The organism is Rhodococcus sp. NPDC080181, from assembly GCF_040702225.1.
Taxonomy (GTDB): Bacteria; Actinomycetota; Actinomycetes; order Mycobacteriales; family Mycobacteriaceae; genus Rhodococcoides; species Rhodococcoides fascians.
In genome coordinates, this window is sequence record NZ_JBFBKN010000002.1 from 108,377 (window position 1) to 124,995 (window position 16,619).

Below are 16,619 nucleotides of genomic sequence, written 5' to 3' on the forward strand. Positions count from 1 at the left end.
TGCAGAAATGACAGGCCTCGTCTGCGCTGCCTCCGTCGTCGTGTACCTGGCGCTGGCCGTTCCCACGATCGCCTCGATCGCGCTGGCTGCGGCGATTGGTGCTGTCCTCGCTGTCGGATCCTTGAGAAGCATGGAATGGGCATGGTGCGTCTTCTTCTTCGCGTTGTGCTCCAACGGTGTTCAGGTGACGGTCGCAGGGCTGAGCATTCGTCCCGAATACTTCGCAACACCGTTGTTCCTGCTCGCCCTGCACGCCCATGTACGGCGGAACCCGTCCGCGAGCGTCGGCAACTCACTCGGTCCGGGTCTCGTCCTCGGCGGGGTCGGGCTCATCGCAGTCGGACTCACGTCGAGCATGGTCTTCGCTCTCGACCCCGGAGCGAGCCTGCGCATGGCCATCCAGCTGCTCGTCGCGCTCGTCGCGGTGGTTCCACTGGTCACGTCGGCCCTCGACCTGAGGTTCATCGTCCGTTCCGGCACAACTATTCTCGGGTTCATCTGCGTCGTGAGCATCGCTGCCTTCGTACTCGATCCGAGTACCCGCATCGACGGCCTGGCCTTCGAGTACAACATCATGGGCTGCTTGTGCTTCGGATGGCTGGGCATCGTCTACTACTTCGCCGGCACCCCGGCCGTGACCAAACACGTTCTGGTGATGACAATCCCGATCACCATCGCACTGATACTGACGTCCACCAGATCGGCCTGGATTGCCCTTGTGCTCCTCGCCGTCTGCGTCTTGTTCCGTTGCGTCAAGCGTTATCCCACCGCCGTAGTCTCGGCGGTGGCCGCGTTCACCCTCGTCGCCTTCTACCTACAGGACGTGTATTACCGCGTGGGTGACGAGGACACGTTTCTGTGGCGCGTAGTCCACGTGATCGACACACAGAGCGGGACCGGTGCCTACCGCGTCCAACTGTGGAACAACGCGATCGATCAGATTGCCGCACGCGGCTGGGGCGCGTCGTCGTTCGGAACCGGACTGAACACGTTCTCGCAGTTCAACCCCGTCGACCCGACCAATACCGGCCCCGCGTATCTCAGCTCGATGTGGCTGTCACTTCTGTACGACGTGGGCTTCGTGGGGTCGGCCTTCTTCGCCGTCTTCGCCGTCGCACTGTTCCTGGCCGCCCGAGACAGGGCGCACGCCCTCCCCCTGTTTCTGGGATTGGCGATCTGCACATCGGTGACCAGCGTGATCTGGTTTGCATTCCCCTGGGTCTTTCTCGCACTGACGGCGATCACACCGATTCGGAACACACGCACGCATGCCCCTATGCCGGCGTCCCACGGATCGTCCCGACGGCGCAGACGGCACCGCCTCGCGGGGACGCGATGACCTTCACCGCAGTCGATGGTCGACCGCATGCAATCGTGCTGTCGTCGTTCACGGTTCACCCGGACATGCCGAGCGAACCCGGCATCGGGTGGCAGTTTCTGTTGGCGACCCTCGAGCACGCGAGGGCTGTCGAAGCCCACGTGATCCTGTTGACGATGCGACGTTCGGAGCAGGCATGCCGAGGCAGGATTCCCGAGGAATTCCGGGATGTTCTCGAGATCATCGCTGTCGATCTTCCCTTGTCCCCACCGTTCTTCCGGTGGCACTATCCCCGGTTCACCCGCATCGAACACGAACTGTGGGTGCGATTCGCCGCCAAACAAATACCGATGCTGGAACAGCGTTTTCGTATCGTCTACGCACATCACGTGACGTTTGCTTCGGAGATTCTCGGGACGCCGATCACCGCTGCGTCTTCGACGGTCTACAAGGTGTGGGGCCCCGTCGGTGCTGGGGGCGTTGCCAATGTTTTCGCTATCGCGCCGACCTCGTCTGCGACACGTCGACAACGGGTTCTTCAGACAACACGCGACCGAGTGGCCTCGATCCCTGCCGCGCGTATCGCTCGACGGTGCAATCTGGTGCTCGCACAGAACGGTGCGATGGAATCGGCCGTCACTCGCACGGGCACTCGATGCAGGCGGTTTCCCAACGTCGTCGTCGCCCTCCCGCAAGACCTGCCGCCGCGGGCCGAGCACGAGGGCATTGTCATCCTGGTCGTCGGGCATCTCATCACCCGTAAGCGTCAGGAATTGGCGATCGAAGCGCTGGCATCAACTGTGCTGAGGGACGCTCACCTCCACATCGTGGGCTTCGACAGTACGAGCCACGGCGCGTACCTGCGCGGACGGGCAGAGATTCTGGGCGTCCACGATCGGGTGACCTTCCACGGATCCCTCGACCGCGCAGCGGTATTGAATATGATGGTCCAATCGGATGTGCTGATGCACCCGTCGGGACGCGAAGGTGCGAGCGGCGTCGTGGGCGAGGCGGCCTCGTGCGGATTACCGGTGGTGTGTTTCGAGCGAACCGGAGCCAGTTCTGTGCTCGAGGATTCCGGAACATCCGGGGTCGTGCTCCCTGCCGACCCGGCGACCACACGGGACATGTTGGCGGAAGCCGTAGTCCGCGCGTCGACCATGCCACGTATCAGCACGACGCAGTGGACCAAGCAGCGGTTCGTCGACCTCGCCGCGCAGCTCTACGCCGAGGGCCTGGCATTCGGCACAGTGATGTCCGGCCGGGTAGGTCGGCCACGATGACCGGGAGCCCCTCGGTCGAGAACTCGGCCGTCACCCGAGCCGGCATTCTGGTCCGCACCCTCGATCAAGGTTTGTGGTCACTCGGCTTCTTCGCCTTCAACGTTACGGCCGGTGTGTCGTTGACTGTCGGCGAATTCGCTTCGCTGTCGGTCGGTGCCGCACTGGGTTTCATCGCCGTCGGGACCTCACGAGCGTGGGGGATCTACGCCCCCATCGTCGACGCAGCACGAATAGGTATCCGCCCCGAGGATTCCATCGACCGGTGGTCGAGTTGGCGCGGAACCCTTGCCTTCGCGACCGTCGTCGGTGTTGCTTCGTTCGCATGGATAAGCCGCGGCGGCGAATGGGGCTATGCCGCCGCAGTAGGGGCTCTGGCGGCGACGATGGTGATCTCCGATCTGCCGCGTCAAGTCCTCATCATCCGAGGCAGCTACTCCCGTGCGGCACTGTTGGCGGGGATCTACGCCGCCGGCGCGCTCCTGGCCGCGGGTATGACTGCACTCGGTGTCGACAACAGTGCGCTGCTGCCGATCTGGTTCTGCACCTTGCTGATCGTGCTCACGGCCGGGGTCGTCTTCTGCGGCACAGCCACCTCCACCAGCAAGTCCGATTCCCACTTCTCCATCGCGTGGCGAATCACCGCAGAGGCCGTCTACCTGGGATTCGGAAGTCAGATCGCCACGTTGCTGCTCTATTCGATCCAGGACGACACCGCCACTGCCGGGATCCGATTCGCCTACTCATTGGTGTTCGCGCCGGCGTTCGTGATCATCCAGAGCATCCAGCCGTTGATCTTCAAACAGTTCGCCACACTCAGTGCGCAGGGCACCCGTGCAGTACTCGCGGTCTCGGTGCGCTGGAACACCGCGGTGGCCTTCGGCCTCGGCGCGTGTGGGGTGGTGGGTTACACGGCGCTTTCGACGGTGTTCTCCGACATCGGTCCCGCCGCTGCGCTGCCGTACGTGGTTCCGGTGGGAATGGCGATCCTGTCTGCGCAGACCTTCGAGGTGGCACTGATGGCCACCCGATTCTTCGTCGGCCCTGTATTCACTCATCGAGCCCGACTGGCCTCGGTGCTCGTCGACGTAGGTAGCCAAACGATCGGTGTATTCACCGGCGGTGCAGCAGGTTTGGTGTGGACATTGATAATCCTGAGCGGGCTACGCATCGCGGTGTCGGTGGCGATGCTCGTCGTACTGCCCCGACGCGACAGAACGGAGACAACATGAGGGTCCTGTTCGACGGGTACTACTGGTTCGACGGTCCGCCCGCCGGCATCGTCATCACACACGAGCAAATTGCGGCGTGGCGACGCGAGTTTCCGAGCGATGTGCTGACCGTCGCGCTGCGGCGCAGTCCCACACCGGCGGAGGCGGCAGACTTGGAACGGCAAGGTGTGCGATGGATCCGCACATACCTGCCGACGCAGCCGCTGAAGAACATGGTGGAGCTGTCGCTTCGAGTTCGCCTCGGCCCGTTCGACATGGCGTGGGGATCCAATTATTCTCCGCTGCTGGGTAAATCGGCCGTCTTCGTGCACGATGCGCTGTTCCAATCCAACCCGGAGTGGTTCACCCGCATCGAACGCATCTACCTCTCGCCGATCATGATTGCCGCCCGTTTCGCGACCGTGATGTTCGTCAGTAGCAACACCGAGGCCGCGCGCATCGTTCGGCATAATCCTCGGCTGTCGCCCACAGCGGTGACCGGCTTCGGCATCTCGCAAGCATTGCTGGACGCCGATCCGCAACCACCGCCCGGCCTGAATGTCGATCCCGGCTCGTTCGTTCTCTCCGTCGGCCGACTCAATACTCGTAAGAATCTCGCGACGACACTCTCCGCTGCTGTGCGTTCGGGATCCATCTCGCCGAACCGACCATTCGTGGTCGTCGGACCGCGCAACGGTAAGGCCGACAAGCTCGAGCAGCCTGTTCTCGACGCGATCGACGCCGGCGCGATTCGCTACACCGGGTTCGTCGAAACCGAGCATCTAGCGTGGCTGTATCGCAACACAGAGCTGTTCGTCTACCTCTCACTCGACGAGGGTTACGGTCTCCCCCCACTCGAAGCGCTGCGGCTCGGCGCACCGGTGCTAGTAAGCGACCGCCCGATCTTCCGGGAATTGCTTGGCAGTAGCGTCCGCTACGCCGAGCCCACCGACGTCGCTGCAGTGACCGACGCAATCAGTTCTGGTACTAACGAACCCCAGCCTGCATCAGACCCCGAGTTCGAATTCCCGTCGTGGGCGAAGATGGTGTACCGGATGCGCCAGGCCATGGTCGAGTCGAAGGCCAGGTCCCGACGGTGAGCGGCATCACGAAGAGGCGCTCCACCACTGCCGTTTTCGCTCTCGTCTCACTATTGGTCCTAACCCTCAGTGGTTTCGTTGGTTGGCAAGTCGGATCAAGCACCGCCCCCTCCCACGCACTACCCTTGAGACCTTCAACATCCTTCCGACCGATTCCGGACTCGGTACCCGTCGTGGCGTTCCTGGGCGACTCCTATAGCAAGGGCCTCGGCGCTTCCTCGAACGGGAAACGTTGGACGACTCTGTTTTCAGCAGCGATGGGTTGGTCGGAACTGAATCTTGCCGAGGGTGGGTCGGGCTACACTACGACGTACCTGGGTCAGAAGACCGACTACAGCATCAAGTTAGACGTTATCGCTGCGGCAGATCCTGACCTTGTCGTAGTGTCGGGTGGACGCAACGATTACGAGGCCGGCACATCCGCAGTAGTTGGCGCGGTAGCCGCCTCGCTGTTCAAATCCATCAAGTCCAGGGCACCGAATGCAGAGCTAATCGTCACGAGCCCCATCTGGGATTCGACAGAAGCCCCACCCGATTTCGCGATACTGGGCAACGACCTACACGCTGCAACAACGAGCGCAGATGCTCGATATCTCCAGATCGGTGAGCCCTTGGCCGATCATCCGGAGATGATGGACCACGATGGCCTACACCCAAACGACCTAGGACACCGATCTGTGGCTGAGGCCGCTGTGCAAGCGATCAACTGAAGCCTGTGGCCCGCACATCAGCAACCCACCGACTTGCCTAGCCGACCACCGGACCCCTCCGAGCAATCAACCAATTCAGACGGACACGAAGAAAGCACGAACGAGCTCAATCTGGACAAACCTTAAGATCGAGCCCAACGCCTCTCACGGCACAAGGACAACGCCAACACGAACACAGTCCAATCCAAACTGCCACGACCTCCACCTGGCTGAAGTCTCAACGCACGGGGGCTATGCACCGCAACCACCGGACCAGCATTCGCATGCCGAATCCGACCCAGGCCGCAACGCAACATATACAACCGCGCACATCCATGGCCCCACAGACTGCCCGCATGCAGTAACGTCTACCGCAGCGCAGATGACTGGAGCAAGAGATGGACACATTGTACGGCCTGATCGGCGTCGTGACGATTATACTGATTGCATTCTCCGTTAGAGAATCGGTTAATACAAAAGACTTCGATTTAACAGCGATTGTAGTGGCATTTGTTGTGCTCTTGCCAAACCTAACAACGACAGTCGCACTCTTCACGGACGGCCGAGTCGTAGGAGCCGACGTCAACTTTAATCGCGTGGTGACCTATCAAGGTTTCTCGATTCAAGTGAATCAAGTAGCATCTCCGCTTCTCGCAGTAATACTTATTGCGGCGATCGCATTGGTAGCAAAAGATGTACGCACACTCAGAATGAGCGGCGTCACCTTCCTAGCTCTCATCCTTCTGTCCGCTCTCGCGGCATCAGTCCCATTACCGGGTGCCCAAATCGCACTAATCGCGGTCGCTCTTGCCTCTGCAGTTCTAAAAGGAGGGCATTCTGCTGCAACCGGGGCAGGTTATGTGATCGCGATCCTAGCAGGTGCTAGTTTGCTTGGCGCGTACCTTGCACCGGAGTCAGCGTACATACCATGTGACACAAGAAAATGCGGGGCCACCGGAGTCTTGTTCTCGGGTATTGCCGATAACCACAATTCTTTCGGATTACTGATGGCACTGGGAGTCCCGTTCGTCTACCTCGGACTCAAGAAATGGAACCGCACGATAACAGCCGTCGTAGTTTTTGCGGCATTGGCGAGCGGTGACCGTACAGGCCAGATTGCTGCGGTTCTAACTTTCGCAGCCCTCATCGCAACGAACACGGGGCTCAACGGGCCCCAGAGATTCCAGAAAACAATTTGCACAACCGCTCTCGCCACTCTATCAATCGCCATATTGGTTCCTTTCGCTGGGCTTGCACCACAAAGTCTCACAGGTCGCCCTTACTACTGGAACCTTGCAATCGAACGATTCCGCAGTGACGGCCTGACCGGATTTGGAACGGACAGTTGGAGAAATCTAGTTCGACTCGGCGAAATCCCGTTACAAGCGGGCTACTCAACACACAACCAGTTTGTCGAGGCGCTATTTTTTGCCGGGATAGTAGGCGCACTACTTTTACTAGCTACGATATTCTTCACAATCTATCAGTCACAGAATAGGGCGCTTCTGGCGGTAGCATCTATACCGATTATAATATGCGGTATTACAGAGCGCCCGTGGTCTCTTGACCGGATTGACTGGATGACCTGGTCTTTCATAGCGCTCACACTGCTGACGTCCACCGTAAGAGGGGCTCCGACTGGCGGCGAAGACCAAGGCAATAGCATTCTCAAGGCAACACCTCTGACTGGTAGACACCACCTACCACGGCCATTGCGTCACACGCCAAGGAATTGACAGGATTACCAATGAACCGGATCAGGCTTCGCGAATTTGCGCTTAGGAAGACCACCGTCTTGCAAGCTCGAGTAGGGTTTGAAATGCTTGCTTCACAAGCAATTGGACGACTTCCCAGTAAAGCCGTTCGGCTCAGTCTCGCAAGGAAACTCCTGGGCCTCGACATTCACCGTTCAGCGCACATTTACAAGTGGACGGAACTCAGAATCCCGCAGCAGATCCATATCGGAATGGGTTCGATCATCGGGTCGGACTCAATACTCGATGGGCGATCCGGAATCTACATCGGATCCAATGTGAACTTATCTAGCGAAGTTGCGCTATGGACACTCCAACACGATCCACAGAGTGAATCGTTCTCAACACGCGGCGGAAGTATCACCATCGAGGATCGCGCGTGGATCAGTTTCAGAGCCACAATACTTCCGGGCGTTACAATCGGTGAAGGAGCCGTGGTCGCGGCCGGGGCGATTGTAACAAAGAACGTGGACCCATTTACCATAGTGGGTGGCATACCAGCTAAACCCATTGGAACGCGAAACCGAAATCTAACCTACAAGTGGTCCAATTCTTCCCGTTCCGCAGCCTGGTTCATATAACAGACAATGTCAAGTTGCTCCTGTAGGCGAAAGGACCATGTACACATGACCTCAGCACGCCGTCAGACCAAAGACGAGCTATACAACCCAAGCAGGTCTCAGCGCAGGCTTGGAAGTTTTACTGGCACTGGATACACAAAGGGCAGAAACGTCGTCGTACAAGTAGCCTGGCTCGCGATTTCTTCCACAGTATTTACTCAATGGTGGTGCCCAAACCGCCTTCGCATACTCATTTTGAGACTTTTCGGCGCATCAATCGGAACTGGCGTAATAATAAGACATCAGGTAATTATCCATTGGCCGTGGAAACTCAGTATCGGAAACAATACTTGGGTCGGACAACAGGCCTGGCTTTTAAACCTCGAACCAATCACAATCGGCCACGACGTTTGCATATCTCAGGGTGCATTCATATGTACCGGCAGCCACGATCGACGCTCAAGATCGTTTGAGTTCGACAACGCACCGGTAGTAATTGGAGATGGGGCCTGGGTCGCCGCTCGTGCAATCGTGCTCCGTGGGGTAAGTGTTGGGAACAACGCGACTATTGGCGCGGGCACGGTCGTACACGAGTCCATCAAAGATCGGGAAATAGTCTTCGCGACCCGAAAGGATGCCCGCAACACAAGCTCAGACTCACCATAATTCTTCGCGTTGACGTCTGGTAGCAGTGAATACGAGCTAAGACCTCAAAATGTATTCGCGCCCCTGTGTTCGCCTCCGAACTACTTTCTACTCGAAACCCGATCGAGGACCGCCGACCAACCACTTAGACACGCTTGATCGAGATCAAAGGGCGAGACTCGCCACCCGTCAGCGCTCGACCGCCAGACGCAAAACACTTGACGAGCAAACTCTTCAATATCACCCTTGCTGACCAAATTTGAGTCTTCAAGCAGTTCCCCTATGGCGCCTCCGCTGAAAGCCAAAGCGCGAATTCCGACGGTCAGCGACAGGATCAGACTTCCGCTCTGTGTCGGACGTATATACGGTGCTAATAACAAGTCTGCGGAAGAAAGCCGTTCGATTAACTGGCCGTCCGAGATCGGCCCCGGGACCCAAGTAAGAGTCCCGACCCCACCCCCAACCACCGCTTTCTCAAGCTCCGCCGGAATGGAACTGGCACCGATAACAAATAGATCAAACGGTTCTGACATCACCCTGCAGATTTGAACTAACTCCAAACCACCCTTGTCAGGACGCAAATTGCCGACATACAGCAAACGTGGGGTCGTAGAAGCTCGCGATCGTCGCCCAGCTTGCAGAATACGCGGATGCGCCGAAACCATGCCCACGTATGAGGGATGTGTGACAACCGCGCGATCCTCCCGCGCTAGGGCAGCACTGTGAATTGGTGCAGACTGAACGGAATCATATAGTCGACGCTCCCAACCAGACTTGCCCGGCGTATCTCTGGATCCTTCAGGATTATGGTCGATCCAATGAACTCGACGTAACTTAGCCAATGCTACAAATACCATGGCCTGCCATGGATCTCGAACCCAGATCAGGATGCATTGACTTTTCCGGTCGATAAGACTGTCAATAACGAAGATGACGGGCCAAATAATACGAGAAAGCATGCTGAAACATTTCGACCAGGCGTTTGCGTTCATTTCAAATCGCATACGAGTAGCAGGTGAAAACAACTCCGCGCCCGACCCAGCGCAATACAGCTTTACTTTATATTCTGCCGACAGAACCCGAGAAAGTTCTGCGCCGTACGGATTAAGCGAGTTCGGATCAAAAACCAAAATACGCCCAGTTCTAGCGACCATGCCGGCCCCCGAGGATCTTGCGATACCCACGCCTCATAATGGACCTTGCTCGCCGGTTGCATGTTTGTGATTGGGTGAATACCGAATCGAGGCGCACCAGCCATGCTGCACCGCCATACAGCCTCGCATGCCTCACCGACGCAATCATGAAGGGGATCTCATTACCACGGTGCGCGGACATACCACCACCCTGATAAAAAATGAGTTGGGAAGCGGTAGTGACTGGGGCTGCGATCAACCCAAAGCGAAGAATGATGTCGAAGTCAGCGACAAACCCAACGGTTTCATCGTACCCTCCGAGCGCCCGAACGGTGGCCGTCCTGAACCAGCAAGCTTGATGACAGTGAGACTGCATGCCGAATGCGTGACGAACTCTCTTGTGGGGAACATTCCCGATCGTCGCCTGGGGTCGGCCTGTGCCAAAGCCGTGAACAGCACCGGAGACCGCCCATTGGGGGTTCGTTGCAAGAAGAGTTTCTATTTCCGAAAACGCACTATTTTTATGCAGCGAATCTCCGCTATTGAGGTATTGCACATAGCGGCCCTGAGCCAGAGAGGTACCCTTGTTCATACCGTCGTACACACCACTGTCCGCTTCGCTTAGCAGAACGCAGAGTTCATCTGGCCAGCTACTCATAAAGGAGTTTACGACAGCTTGTGTTGCGCTGTCCGATGACCCGTCGACAACCACCACTTGCACGGTCATGGAATAGCCCTCTTGCCGCAAAATTGATTTTAGAGTTTGCTCAAGACCGACCGGATCGAGGAAGCAGACCGTAACGACGCTTAGAGTGATGTCTATATCAGTGCTAATTTTTGCCTCCCATAATAATATTCAGCGGCCTTTAGAGGAACATCATGGATTCTTCGTCTAATTTAACCGTGCACAATCAACCTAACTCATGTAAAGATTTACGCGCCATTAGAAGCCCGGGCACGACCTGGAAAACGAGGACCGCTAACGCCGTGGCAATCAGTGGCCCGCATGCCCCGTATGGCCCGGCAGATAAAGATCCTAAAACGAGAGCCGCGATACACATCAATGATACGCTAATTGCTTGGAACGCTAGGCCCCGATCTGACGTTAAGAACATTCCCGGGACTTGCTGAACGCACTGAACAAAGACCAGGCCGCCCATGCTGAGCAGCAATGGCAGAGGCAGCTCGATTTGGCCACCCGACACGATGTGCGCAAATACTGGTCCGAAGAGCAAAAATACGCCGGCAATGAGTATCCCACTGAGACTGAAGGCTAGAAGTGCCCGGTAATAAGTCGAGCCGCTGCCGACGTTGTCATGCCTGTTTTTAGCAAATATGGGCCACATCGCAACCGCCGTCGTGGACACGAGAGACCAGACGGGTATATACATCTGCATAGCGATACTGTAACTTGCCAGCTCTGCAACCGTTGAATAGCGCGAGATAAGAATGCGGTGAGACTGAAATGCGAGTGGGACCGCCAACATAACAACAAACATTGGGCCACTCGACTTGAACAACGATAGCGCGGCTAGGTCACCGGGACTCAACAATGAGCGGAACTTGATGCCTAATTTTCGCAGAGCGAATATAAACGACAGTAGGGCCGATATCAGTATGCCCAGCGAGGGCGCAGCAGCAGCGTACGGAGGCGGCGCGGCAGACTCCGTAATGGCCGCAGTGACAAGTAATGCGCACAGACCGCTCGATCCAGCCACGATGACCGAAACATGATTTAGGCCAAGACCTATTAGAATTCTGTGTCCTGTGCCAAAAGGAATGGATGCGAGAAAGATTAGAACGGTTACCAGAAGAGCATTCTCGAATTGATGCGGCTCGAACGACTTATTTCCGAGAATCTCCGACCAGTCTAATATGACCGTCGAAAAAATTGCAGCTCCGGATAGCGATATACTGGTGGCAGCAAGGATCCAAAAGACCCTAGCCACCAAGTGCGCCTTTTCCGCACTGGTTTGATTACTGTTCGCAACCCCATTCATTAAGGGCGCGCCCATTCCAAAATCCGCAAATGGTATCAATAGAAATAAAGTAGCCAGTAGGGAGATCGTGCCAAACGACTCCGGACCATAACTTCGGATCAATATGTATGTCGTTGCAATTCCCGCAAGTGCCGTGACTGGAAACGTCGCTACTCTTGCCGCTAGACTCATCCGCAGTGTGCTAAAGTCTCCGGACGTCTTCTTAATTGGCATACTAAGCCTCATCCGATTCACCACGAGACATATCCAGAATACGTGAGAGAGCACGGCTCTGTGCAGAGTAAGATAGGAATGTGTCAGCGTACTTTACAGCGCCGCTGGCCTTTTGCGAATAAACGATTGGGTTCGAATTTATTTCATGTATTGCACGGGCGATCTCACTGGGCGAGTGATCAGCCACGACGATGCCAGCATTACATGACTGAATATTTTCAGCAACTGCAGCCGAACTAGTTACTACCACTGGTTTTCCGAGTGCAAGTGCGATTGCAAGTACGTTTCCCCATGGCTCCTTAGAAGAGACCATCACGAACACACTGCAACCTCGAACCCGTTCGGCAACCAATGCCCCTGGCAGGGTCCCCTCATAATGTAAATTAGCTGGAACCTCGTCGCGCAACTGCCGTAAGTCGCCCTCGTCAGGTCCCACCACGTGGTATTTGTCAGGCCATCCCTCGCGCTCAGCGATCCGCGCAGCTTCGACATAGTCTGCGAGCCTCTTCCGTGGATGGAGTCGGCTGAGGAAGAGTGCCTGATTTGGAATCGTATTGCTTACACATTCACTGTCTAACAGATTGGCGGGTAGGGGATTACCAAGTTGGACGATATTGGATTTCTCTATCCCTGCAAGGTATATTAATTCCTTCGACTCTTGCGATGTGAGGCTGACTACTGTGTTCGCCCGCCTCAGCATTGGGAGGGCGATTAAATCAACTACGCGGTTTACTGCGCTCGCGCGTGACGTCATCATTCCGTGCGGTTGCAAGATTGTAAGTTTACCCAAGCAAAGCGCAACAAATGTCGCGAGCAATGGGACTGCCTCGCGTGCGTAGCTTATGTGAACCGCATCTGCCTTTCGAACCTCTCTGATTATTGAGAAGATCATGCCACCGGACAGTAATGCCGAAAAACCCATCCGGGGAAATATTGGGTATACTTTTCTGGCGATTACGTCGGCAAACTCTAGATCAGTGAGTCGCGGTCTATCATTTCGCAAACAGCCCGCTAAGAGCGTAACGCTAGCTCCCCCTCGAGTCAGAATTGCAGCTTGGCGCATTGCGGTATCGAAGGGCCCTCCATAGCGTCCCGTTCGACTAGCAAGCGTAACGACTCTCAATATTTTTGATACTGGCTCCGATCGATTACGGTCGAAGTCTTGTTGAGTGATGTCCATTCAACGTCGTCCCGGTGTAGCGGTCGTATGTAACGTGCCGATGATTGCGTCGAATGCGTCTAAGGCCGCGGTCTCTGAGAGCTTCTCGCGTGAATATGTTCGTCCTGCGTTTGCCATCGATGCCGCAAACTGTTTGTTCTGTCGGATCTTCTGGATCCCGTCGATCAGGTCCTCGGCACTCGCTGGGTTTACACGGAGGCCTGCACCGGACTGCTCAATCTCAAATGCGGTAATACTGCCTGCTTCTGTGGCGGCAATTATCGGAATCCCAGTTGCGAAGTACGTTGTTAGCTTACTCGGTACTGCCATTTCAAACACGCCCTTTCCTTCATTGACAAGAAGGAGGTCGGCATTGCTCAACGCAGTAATGAACTCAGAATCGGGCAGTGGGTCAATAAATTCGATATCGGTCAACCCTGCCGCTAATGCCTCCAGGCTTTTTCTCCTGTTGCCGTCTCCAAGAAGTACAAACTTTATCTTCAGCCCCTCGTCTTGCGATAGTCTTGCGGCTTCTACTACGCTCTCCATAGCCTGTTTGGCACCTAGATTACCGGCGTGCAGAACGACGAACATCTTGTCCTGATCGGTCACCGATTTAGACTTGGCAGACTCATCGAAGGCCCGGACGTGGGTCCAGTTCCTTATACTCGCGATCTTCTCGGGTGCGATATCGAGTTGTTTCACTGCATACTCGCGAAATCTCTCGTGGATGACCACTACTGTAGAGAAACTAGTGAAGGCTCGCCGTTCCAACAATGTAACAAGCTTTGCAAGGGTACCCGGCATTGCGTTAGTTTCGGTTACTCCTAGGCTGTACAAATCCTGGACCCACAGAATAGAGGCGTTTTTCCTCCGGAACAGACTGATTCGCGCCCGAACTAAGATCGAAGAAATTAGCGACGGGCTTACACAGAGCACCACATCTTCGGGATTAAAACGAGTTGTGATGACGTTGAGCGCGAACGTTAGTTCCATAAGCATTCGCCCGAGGGCGCTTGCGCGCCGCGGCACAAAATGACGCAGCCGAGATACATTTACACCGTCTAAGGTCTCGTTTCGCCTGAATCCTCCATAGCCTGAGCTTACCTTCCAAGCCGGGTAGTGGGGATATCCGGTTTTGACAGTCACCGGGTAACCTCGGCGGACCAATCCAGCAGCAAGCCCGGTGGTGTAAACCGATATCCCGGTAGGCTCAGGAGAGTAATTCAGACCCACGATCAATATTGAAGGTGATCTTTCAGAATTTTGCATAGATACCCTTAGAAATGCTACCGGAGATAGGAGAACCGTACATTGCGGCCGTTTTTATTTGTCTCGGTCCGGGGCTTGCCTGTTGAAGTTTCTCTGAGACGGCTGACTTACGCGTCGCGCTACACCGTGCACTTACCGGATCGACACACTCCGCCGCTCTGATGGCCCCCTGTCTAGGCTGTTGCCGGCTCAGCTCGCCTGCCGGCAGTGCCGTCAAGTACGTGTACGCCCGCACAGGGTATATCGCCATGGATTCGCTGAGCTAGGTACGCACGGATTGGATATGGGCGCGGTACCACTCAACCGTGGATGCGACGCCTGACTTCAGGTCTATTTGAGGCTTCCATCCCGCTTCCTGCAGCTTGTTCACGTCTAGAAGCTTTTGCGGCGTTCCGTCGGGCTTCGATGTATCCCAATCGGTCTCGCCCTCGAACCCGACGGCCGACGCAACAATGCTGGCGATCTCCTTGATTGTCGCGTCTTCACCGGTGCCCACGTTCACCTGATCAGGTCCGTCGTAGTGCTCGAGCAAATGGATGCACGCGGCTGCCATGTCGTCGACATGCAAGAATTCTCGACGCGGAGATCCGCTACCCCAGTTCGTCACCTTGAGCACACCATCTCGACGCGCCTCGTCGTAGCGACGAATGAGGGCCGGCAACACGTGAGAGCCCTTCGGAGAGAAATTGTCACCCGGGCCGTACAAGTTGGTCGGCATGGCCGAGATCCATGGCAGGCCGTACTGCTTACGCACCGACTGGATCTGCAGGATGCCGGCGATCTTCGCGATCGCGTACGCGTCGTTGGTCGGTTCGAGGTGCCCGGTGAGGAGGTACTCCTCTTTGATCGGCTGCGGAGCCAGCTTCGGGTAGATGCACGAAGACCCCAGGAACAACACACGCTGCACGTTTTGCGCTAATGCTGCGTCCAGCACGTTCACCTGGATACGCAGGTTGTCAGAAAGGAAATCGACCGGATAAGTGCTGTTGGCAAGAATGCCGCCTACCTTGGCGGCCGCCAACACAACTGTCTTCGGCTTGGTCTCCTCGAAGAACTCGAAGACCGCGTCGCGATCCTTGAGATCGAGCTCCGTAGATGAGCGTCCGATCAGGTTCGTGAATCCGCGGCCCTCGAGCTGACGCCAGATCGCCGAGCCCACGAGCCCACGGTGTCCGGCAACGTAGAACGACGCATCCCGGTCGAGCGGACCGGGCGTGTAGTCGGATGCCCTCGACGCATCCGTCTCGGCGGCGCTCATGTCCAGTCCGGCAATGCGGGGCGGTCGATCCACGGGCGGCCCTCGTGCTCTAGCGCCGCGATATCCGCGTCGACCATGATCTTGGCGAGTTCTGGCGTGTGGACAGTTGCCTTCCAACCGAGCTTTGCTTCGGCCTTGCTGGCGTCACCAATGAGAGCGTCCACCTCGGTGGGACGCAGATAGCGCTCGTCGAATCTGACGTGCTTCTCCCAGTCCAACCCTGCTCGCTCGAAGGCTACGACGAGGAAGTCTTTGACCGAGAAGTTGCCGCCGGTAGCCAACACGAAGTCGTCCGGCTCATCCACCTGCAGCATCCGCCACATGCCCTCGACGTACTCCGGCGCGTAACCCCAGTCGCGGATAGCGTCCAGGTTGCCCATATACACGTTTTCTTCGATGCCGGCCTTGATGCGGGCAACGGCCCGGGTGATCTTGCGCGTAACAAATGTCTCGCCACGACGGGGAGATTCGTGGTTGAAGAGAATGCCGTTCACTGCGAAGATCCCGTAGGCCTCGCGGTAGTTTTTGGTAACCCAGTAGGCGTATACCTTGGCTGCGCCGTACGGCGAGCGAGGGTAGAACGGAGTGTCCTCGTTCTGGGGAGGCGGAGTTGCACCGAACATTTCGGAGCTCGACGCCTGATAGAAGCGGCATTGCAAGCCAGCAAGGCGGACGGCCTCGAGCAGTCGGATCGATCCGACGCCGGTGGTGTTGCCCGTGTGCTCGGGCTCATCGAAGCTCACGCGGACGTGTGACTGCGCACCGAGGTTGTAGACCTCGTCTGGTTGGATCTCCGTGAGCAAGGTAACCAGGCGGGCACCGTCACTGAGATCGCCGTAGTGCAAGAACAGCTTGGCGTCCTTGTCGTGGGGATCCTGGTATAGGTGATCGATGCGTGAGGTGTTGAAGGTGGACGACCGTCGAATGAGGCCATGCACCTCGTACCCTTTGCTCAGCAACAGTTCCGCCAGGTATGAGCCGTCTTGGCCAGTGATACCCGTAATTAGCGCGCGTTTCATGTATTCAT

At 56.7% G+C, this 16,619-nt stretch carries 15 protein-coding genes; 8 read left to right on the top strand and 7 right to left on the bottom strand.

Annotated elements, in window-relative coordinates; translation table 11 throughout:
- Positions 1–7 precede the first annotated feature (7 nt).
- The 8 genes from AB0O58_RS02740 (at position 8) to AB0O58_RS02775 (ending at position 8,578) form a co-directional block, all read left to right on the top strand.
- Complete coding sequence (locus tag AB0O58_RS02740; RefSeq protein ID WP_366237831.1) at positions 8–1,339, top strand: O-antigen ligase family protein; 1,332 nt, start codon at positions 8–10, stop codon at positions 1,337–1,339.
- Positions 1,336–2,601, top strand: a complete 1,266-nt coding sequence (locus AB0O58_RS02745) for a glycosyltransferase (protein WP_366237832.1) — start codon at positions 1,336–1,338, stop codon at positions 2,599–2,601. Before AB0O58_RS02740 ends, AB0O58_RS02745 begins: the two co-directional genes overlap by 4 nt.
- Positions 2,598–3,830: a hypothetical protein gene (locus tag AB0O58_RS02750; protein WP_366237833.1), complete on the top strand. Its 1,233-nt coding sequence runs from the start codon at positions 2,598–2,600 to the stop codon at positions 3,828–3,830. The genes AB0O58_RS02745 and AB0O58_RS02750 overlap by 4 nt, the downstream gene beginning before the upstream one ends.
- Positions 3,827–4,909: a glycosyltransferase family 1 protein gene (locus AB0O58_RS02755; RefSeq protein ID WP_366237834.1), complete on the top strand. Its 1,083-nt coding sequence runs from the start codon at positions 3,827–3,829 to the stop codon at positions 4,907–4,909. The genes AB0O58_RS02750 and AB0O58_RS02755 overlap by 4 nt, the downstream gene beginning before the upstream one ends.
- 173 nt (positions 4,910–5,082) lie before the next feature.
- On the top strand, positions 5,083–5,619 hold the full coding sequence (locus AB0O58_RS02760; protein ID WP_366237835.1) for an SGNH/GDSL hydrolase family protein: 537 nt from the start codon (positions 5,083–5,085) through the stop codon (positions 5,617–5,619).
- A gap of 377 nt (positions 5,620–5,996) precedes the next feature.
- Positions 5,997–7,334 carry an O-antigen ligase family protein gene (locus AB0O58_RS02765; protein ID WP_366237836.1) on the top strand — a complete coding sequence of 446 codons (1,338 nt, stop codon included), beginning with the start codon at positions 5,997–5,999 and terminating at the stop codon, positions 7,332–7,334.
- 230 nt (positions 7,335–7,564) lie between these two features.
- On the top strand, positions 7,565–7,933 hold the full coding sequence (locus AB0O58_RS02770) for an acyltransferase (RefSeq protein WP_366237925.1): 369 nt from the start codon (positions 7,565–7,567) through the stop codon (positions 7,931–7,933).
- A 45-nt stretch (positions 7,934–7,978) separates the two neighbouring features.
- Positions 7,979–8,578 (top strand): DapH/DapD/GlmU-related protein, encoded by a 600-nt coding sequence (locus AB0O58_RS02775; RefSeq protein WP_366237837.1) that lies wholly within the window; start codon positions 7,979–7,981, stop codon positions 8,576–8,578.
- A gap of 80 nt (positions 8,579–8,658) precedes the next feature.
- Here the strand turns inward: AB0O58_RS02775 and AB0O58_RS02780 are convergent, their stop codons facing one another.
- The 7 genes from AB0O58_RS02780 to gmd form a co-directional block, all read right to left on the bottom strand.
- Positions 8,659–9,711 (bottom strand): glycosyltransferase, encoded by a 1,053-nt coding sequence (locus AB0O58_RS02780; protein ID WP_366237838.1) that lies wholly within the window; start codon positions 9,709–9,711, stop codon positions 8,659–8,661.
- Entirely contained in the window at positions 9,701–10,546 is an 846-nt protein-coding gene (locus AB0O58_RS02785) for a glycosyltransferase (RefSeq protein ID WP_366237926.1), read from the bottom strand. Before AB0O58_RS02785 ends, AB0O58_RS02780 begins: the two co-directional genes overlap by 11 nt.
- 55 nt (positions 10,547–10,601) lie before the next feature.
- Positions 10,602–11,903 (bottom strand): hypothetical protein, encoded by a 1,302-nt coding sequence (locus AB0O58_RS02790; protein ID WP_366237839.1) that lies wholly within the window; start codon positions 11,901–11,903, stop codon positions 10,602–10,604.
- A gap of 1 nt (position 11,904) precedes the next feature.
- Entirely contained in the window at positions 11,905–13,083 is a 1,179-nt protein-coding gene (locus AB0O58_RS02795; RefSeq protein ID WP_366237840.1) for a glycosyltransferase, read from the bottom strand.
- A complete protein-coding gene (locus AB0O58_RS02800) occupies positions 13,084–14,334 on the bottom strand; it encodes a glycosyltransferase family 4 protein (RefSeq protein WP_366237841.1) in 1,251 nt (416 codons plus the stop codon). It abuts the gene before it with no gap.
- A 262-nt stretch (positions 14,335–14,596) separates the two neighbouring features.
- Positions 14,597–15,592: a GDP-L-fucose synthase gene (locus AB0O58_RS02805; protein ID WP_366237927.1), complete on the bottom strand. Its 996-nt coding sequence runs from the start codon at positions 15,590–15,592 to the stop codon at positions 14,597–14,599.
- Positions 15,589–16,611 carry a GDP-mannose 4,6-dehydratase gene (gene gmd, locus AB0O58_RS02810; RefSeq protein ID WP_366237842.1) on the bottom strand — a complete coding sequence of 341 codons (1,023 nt, stop codon included), beginning with the start codon at positions 16,609–16,611 and terminating at the stop codon, positions 15,589–15,591. The genes AB0O58_RS02805 and gmd overlap by 4 nt, the downstream gene beginning before the upstream one ends.
- Between the last annotated feature and the right edge of the window lie 8 nt (positions 16,612–16,619).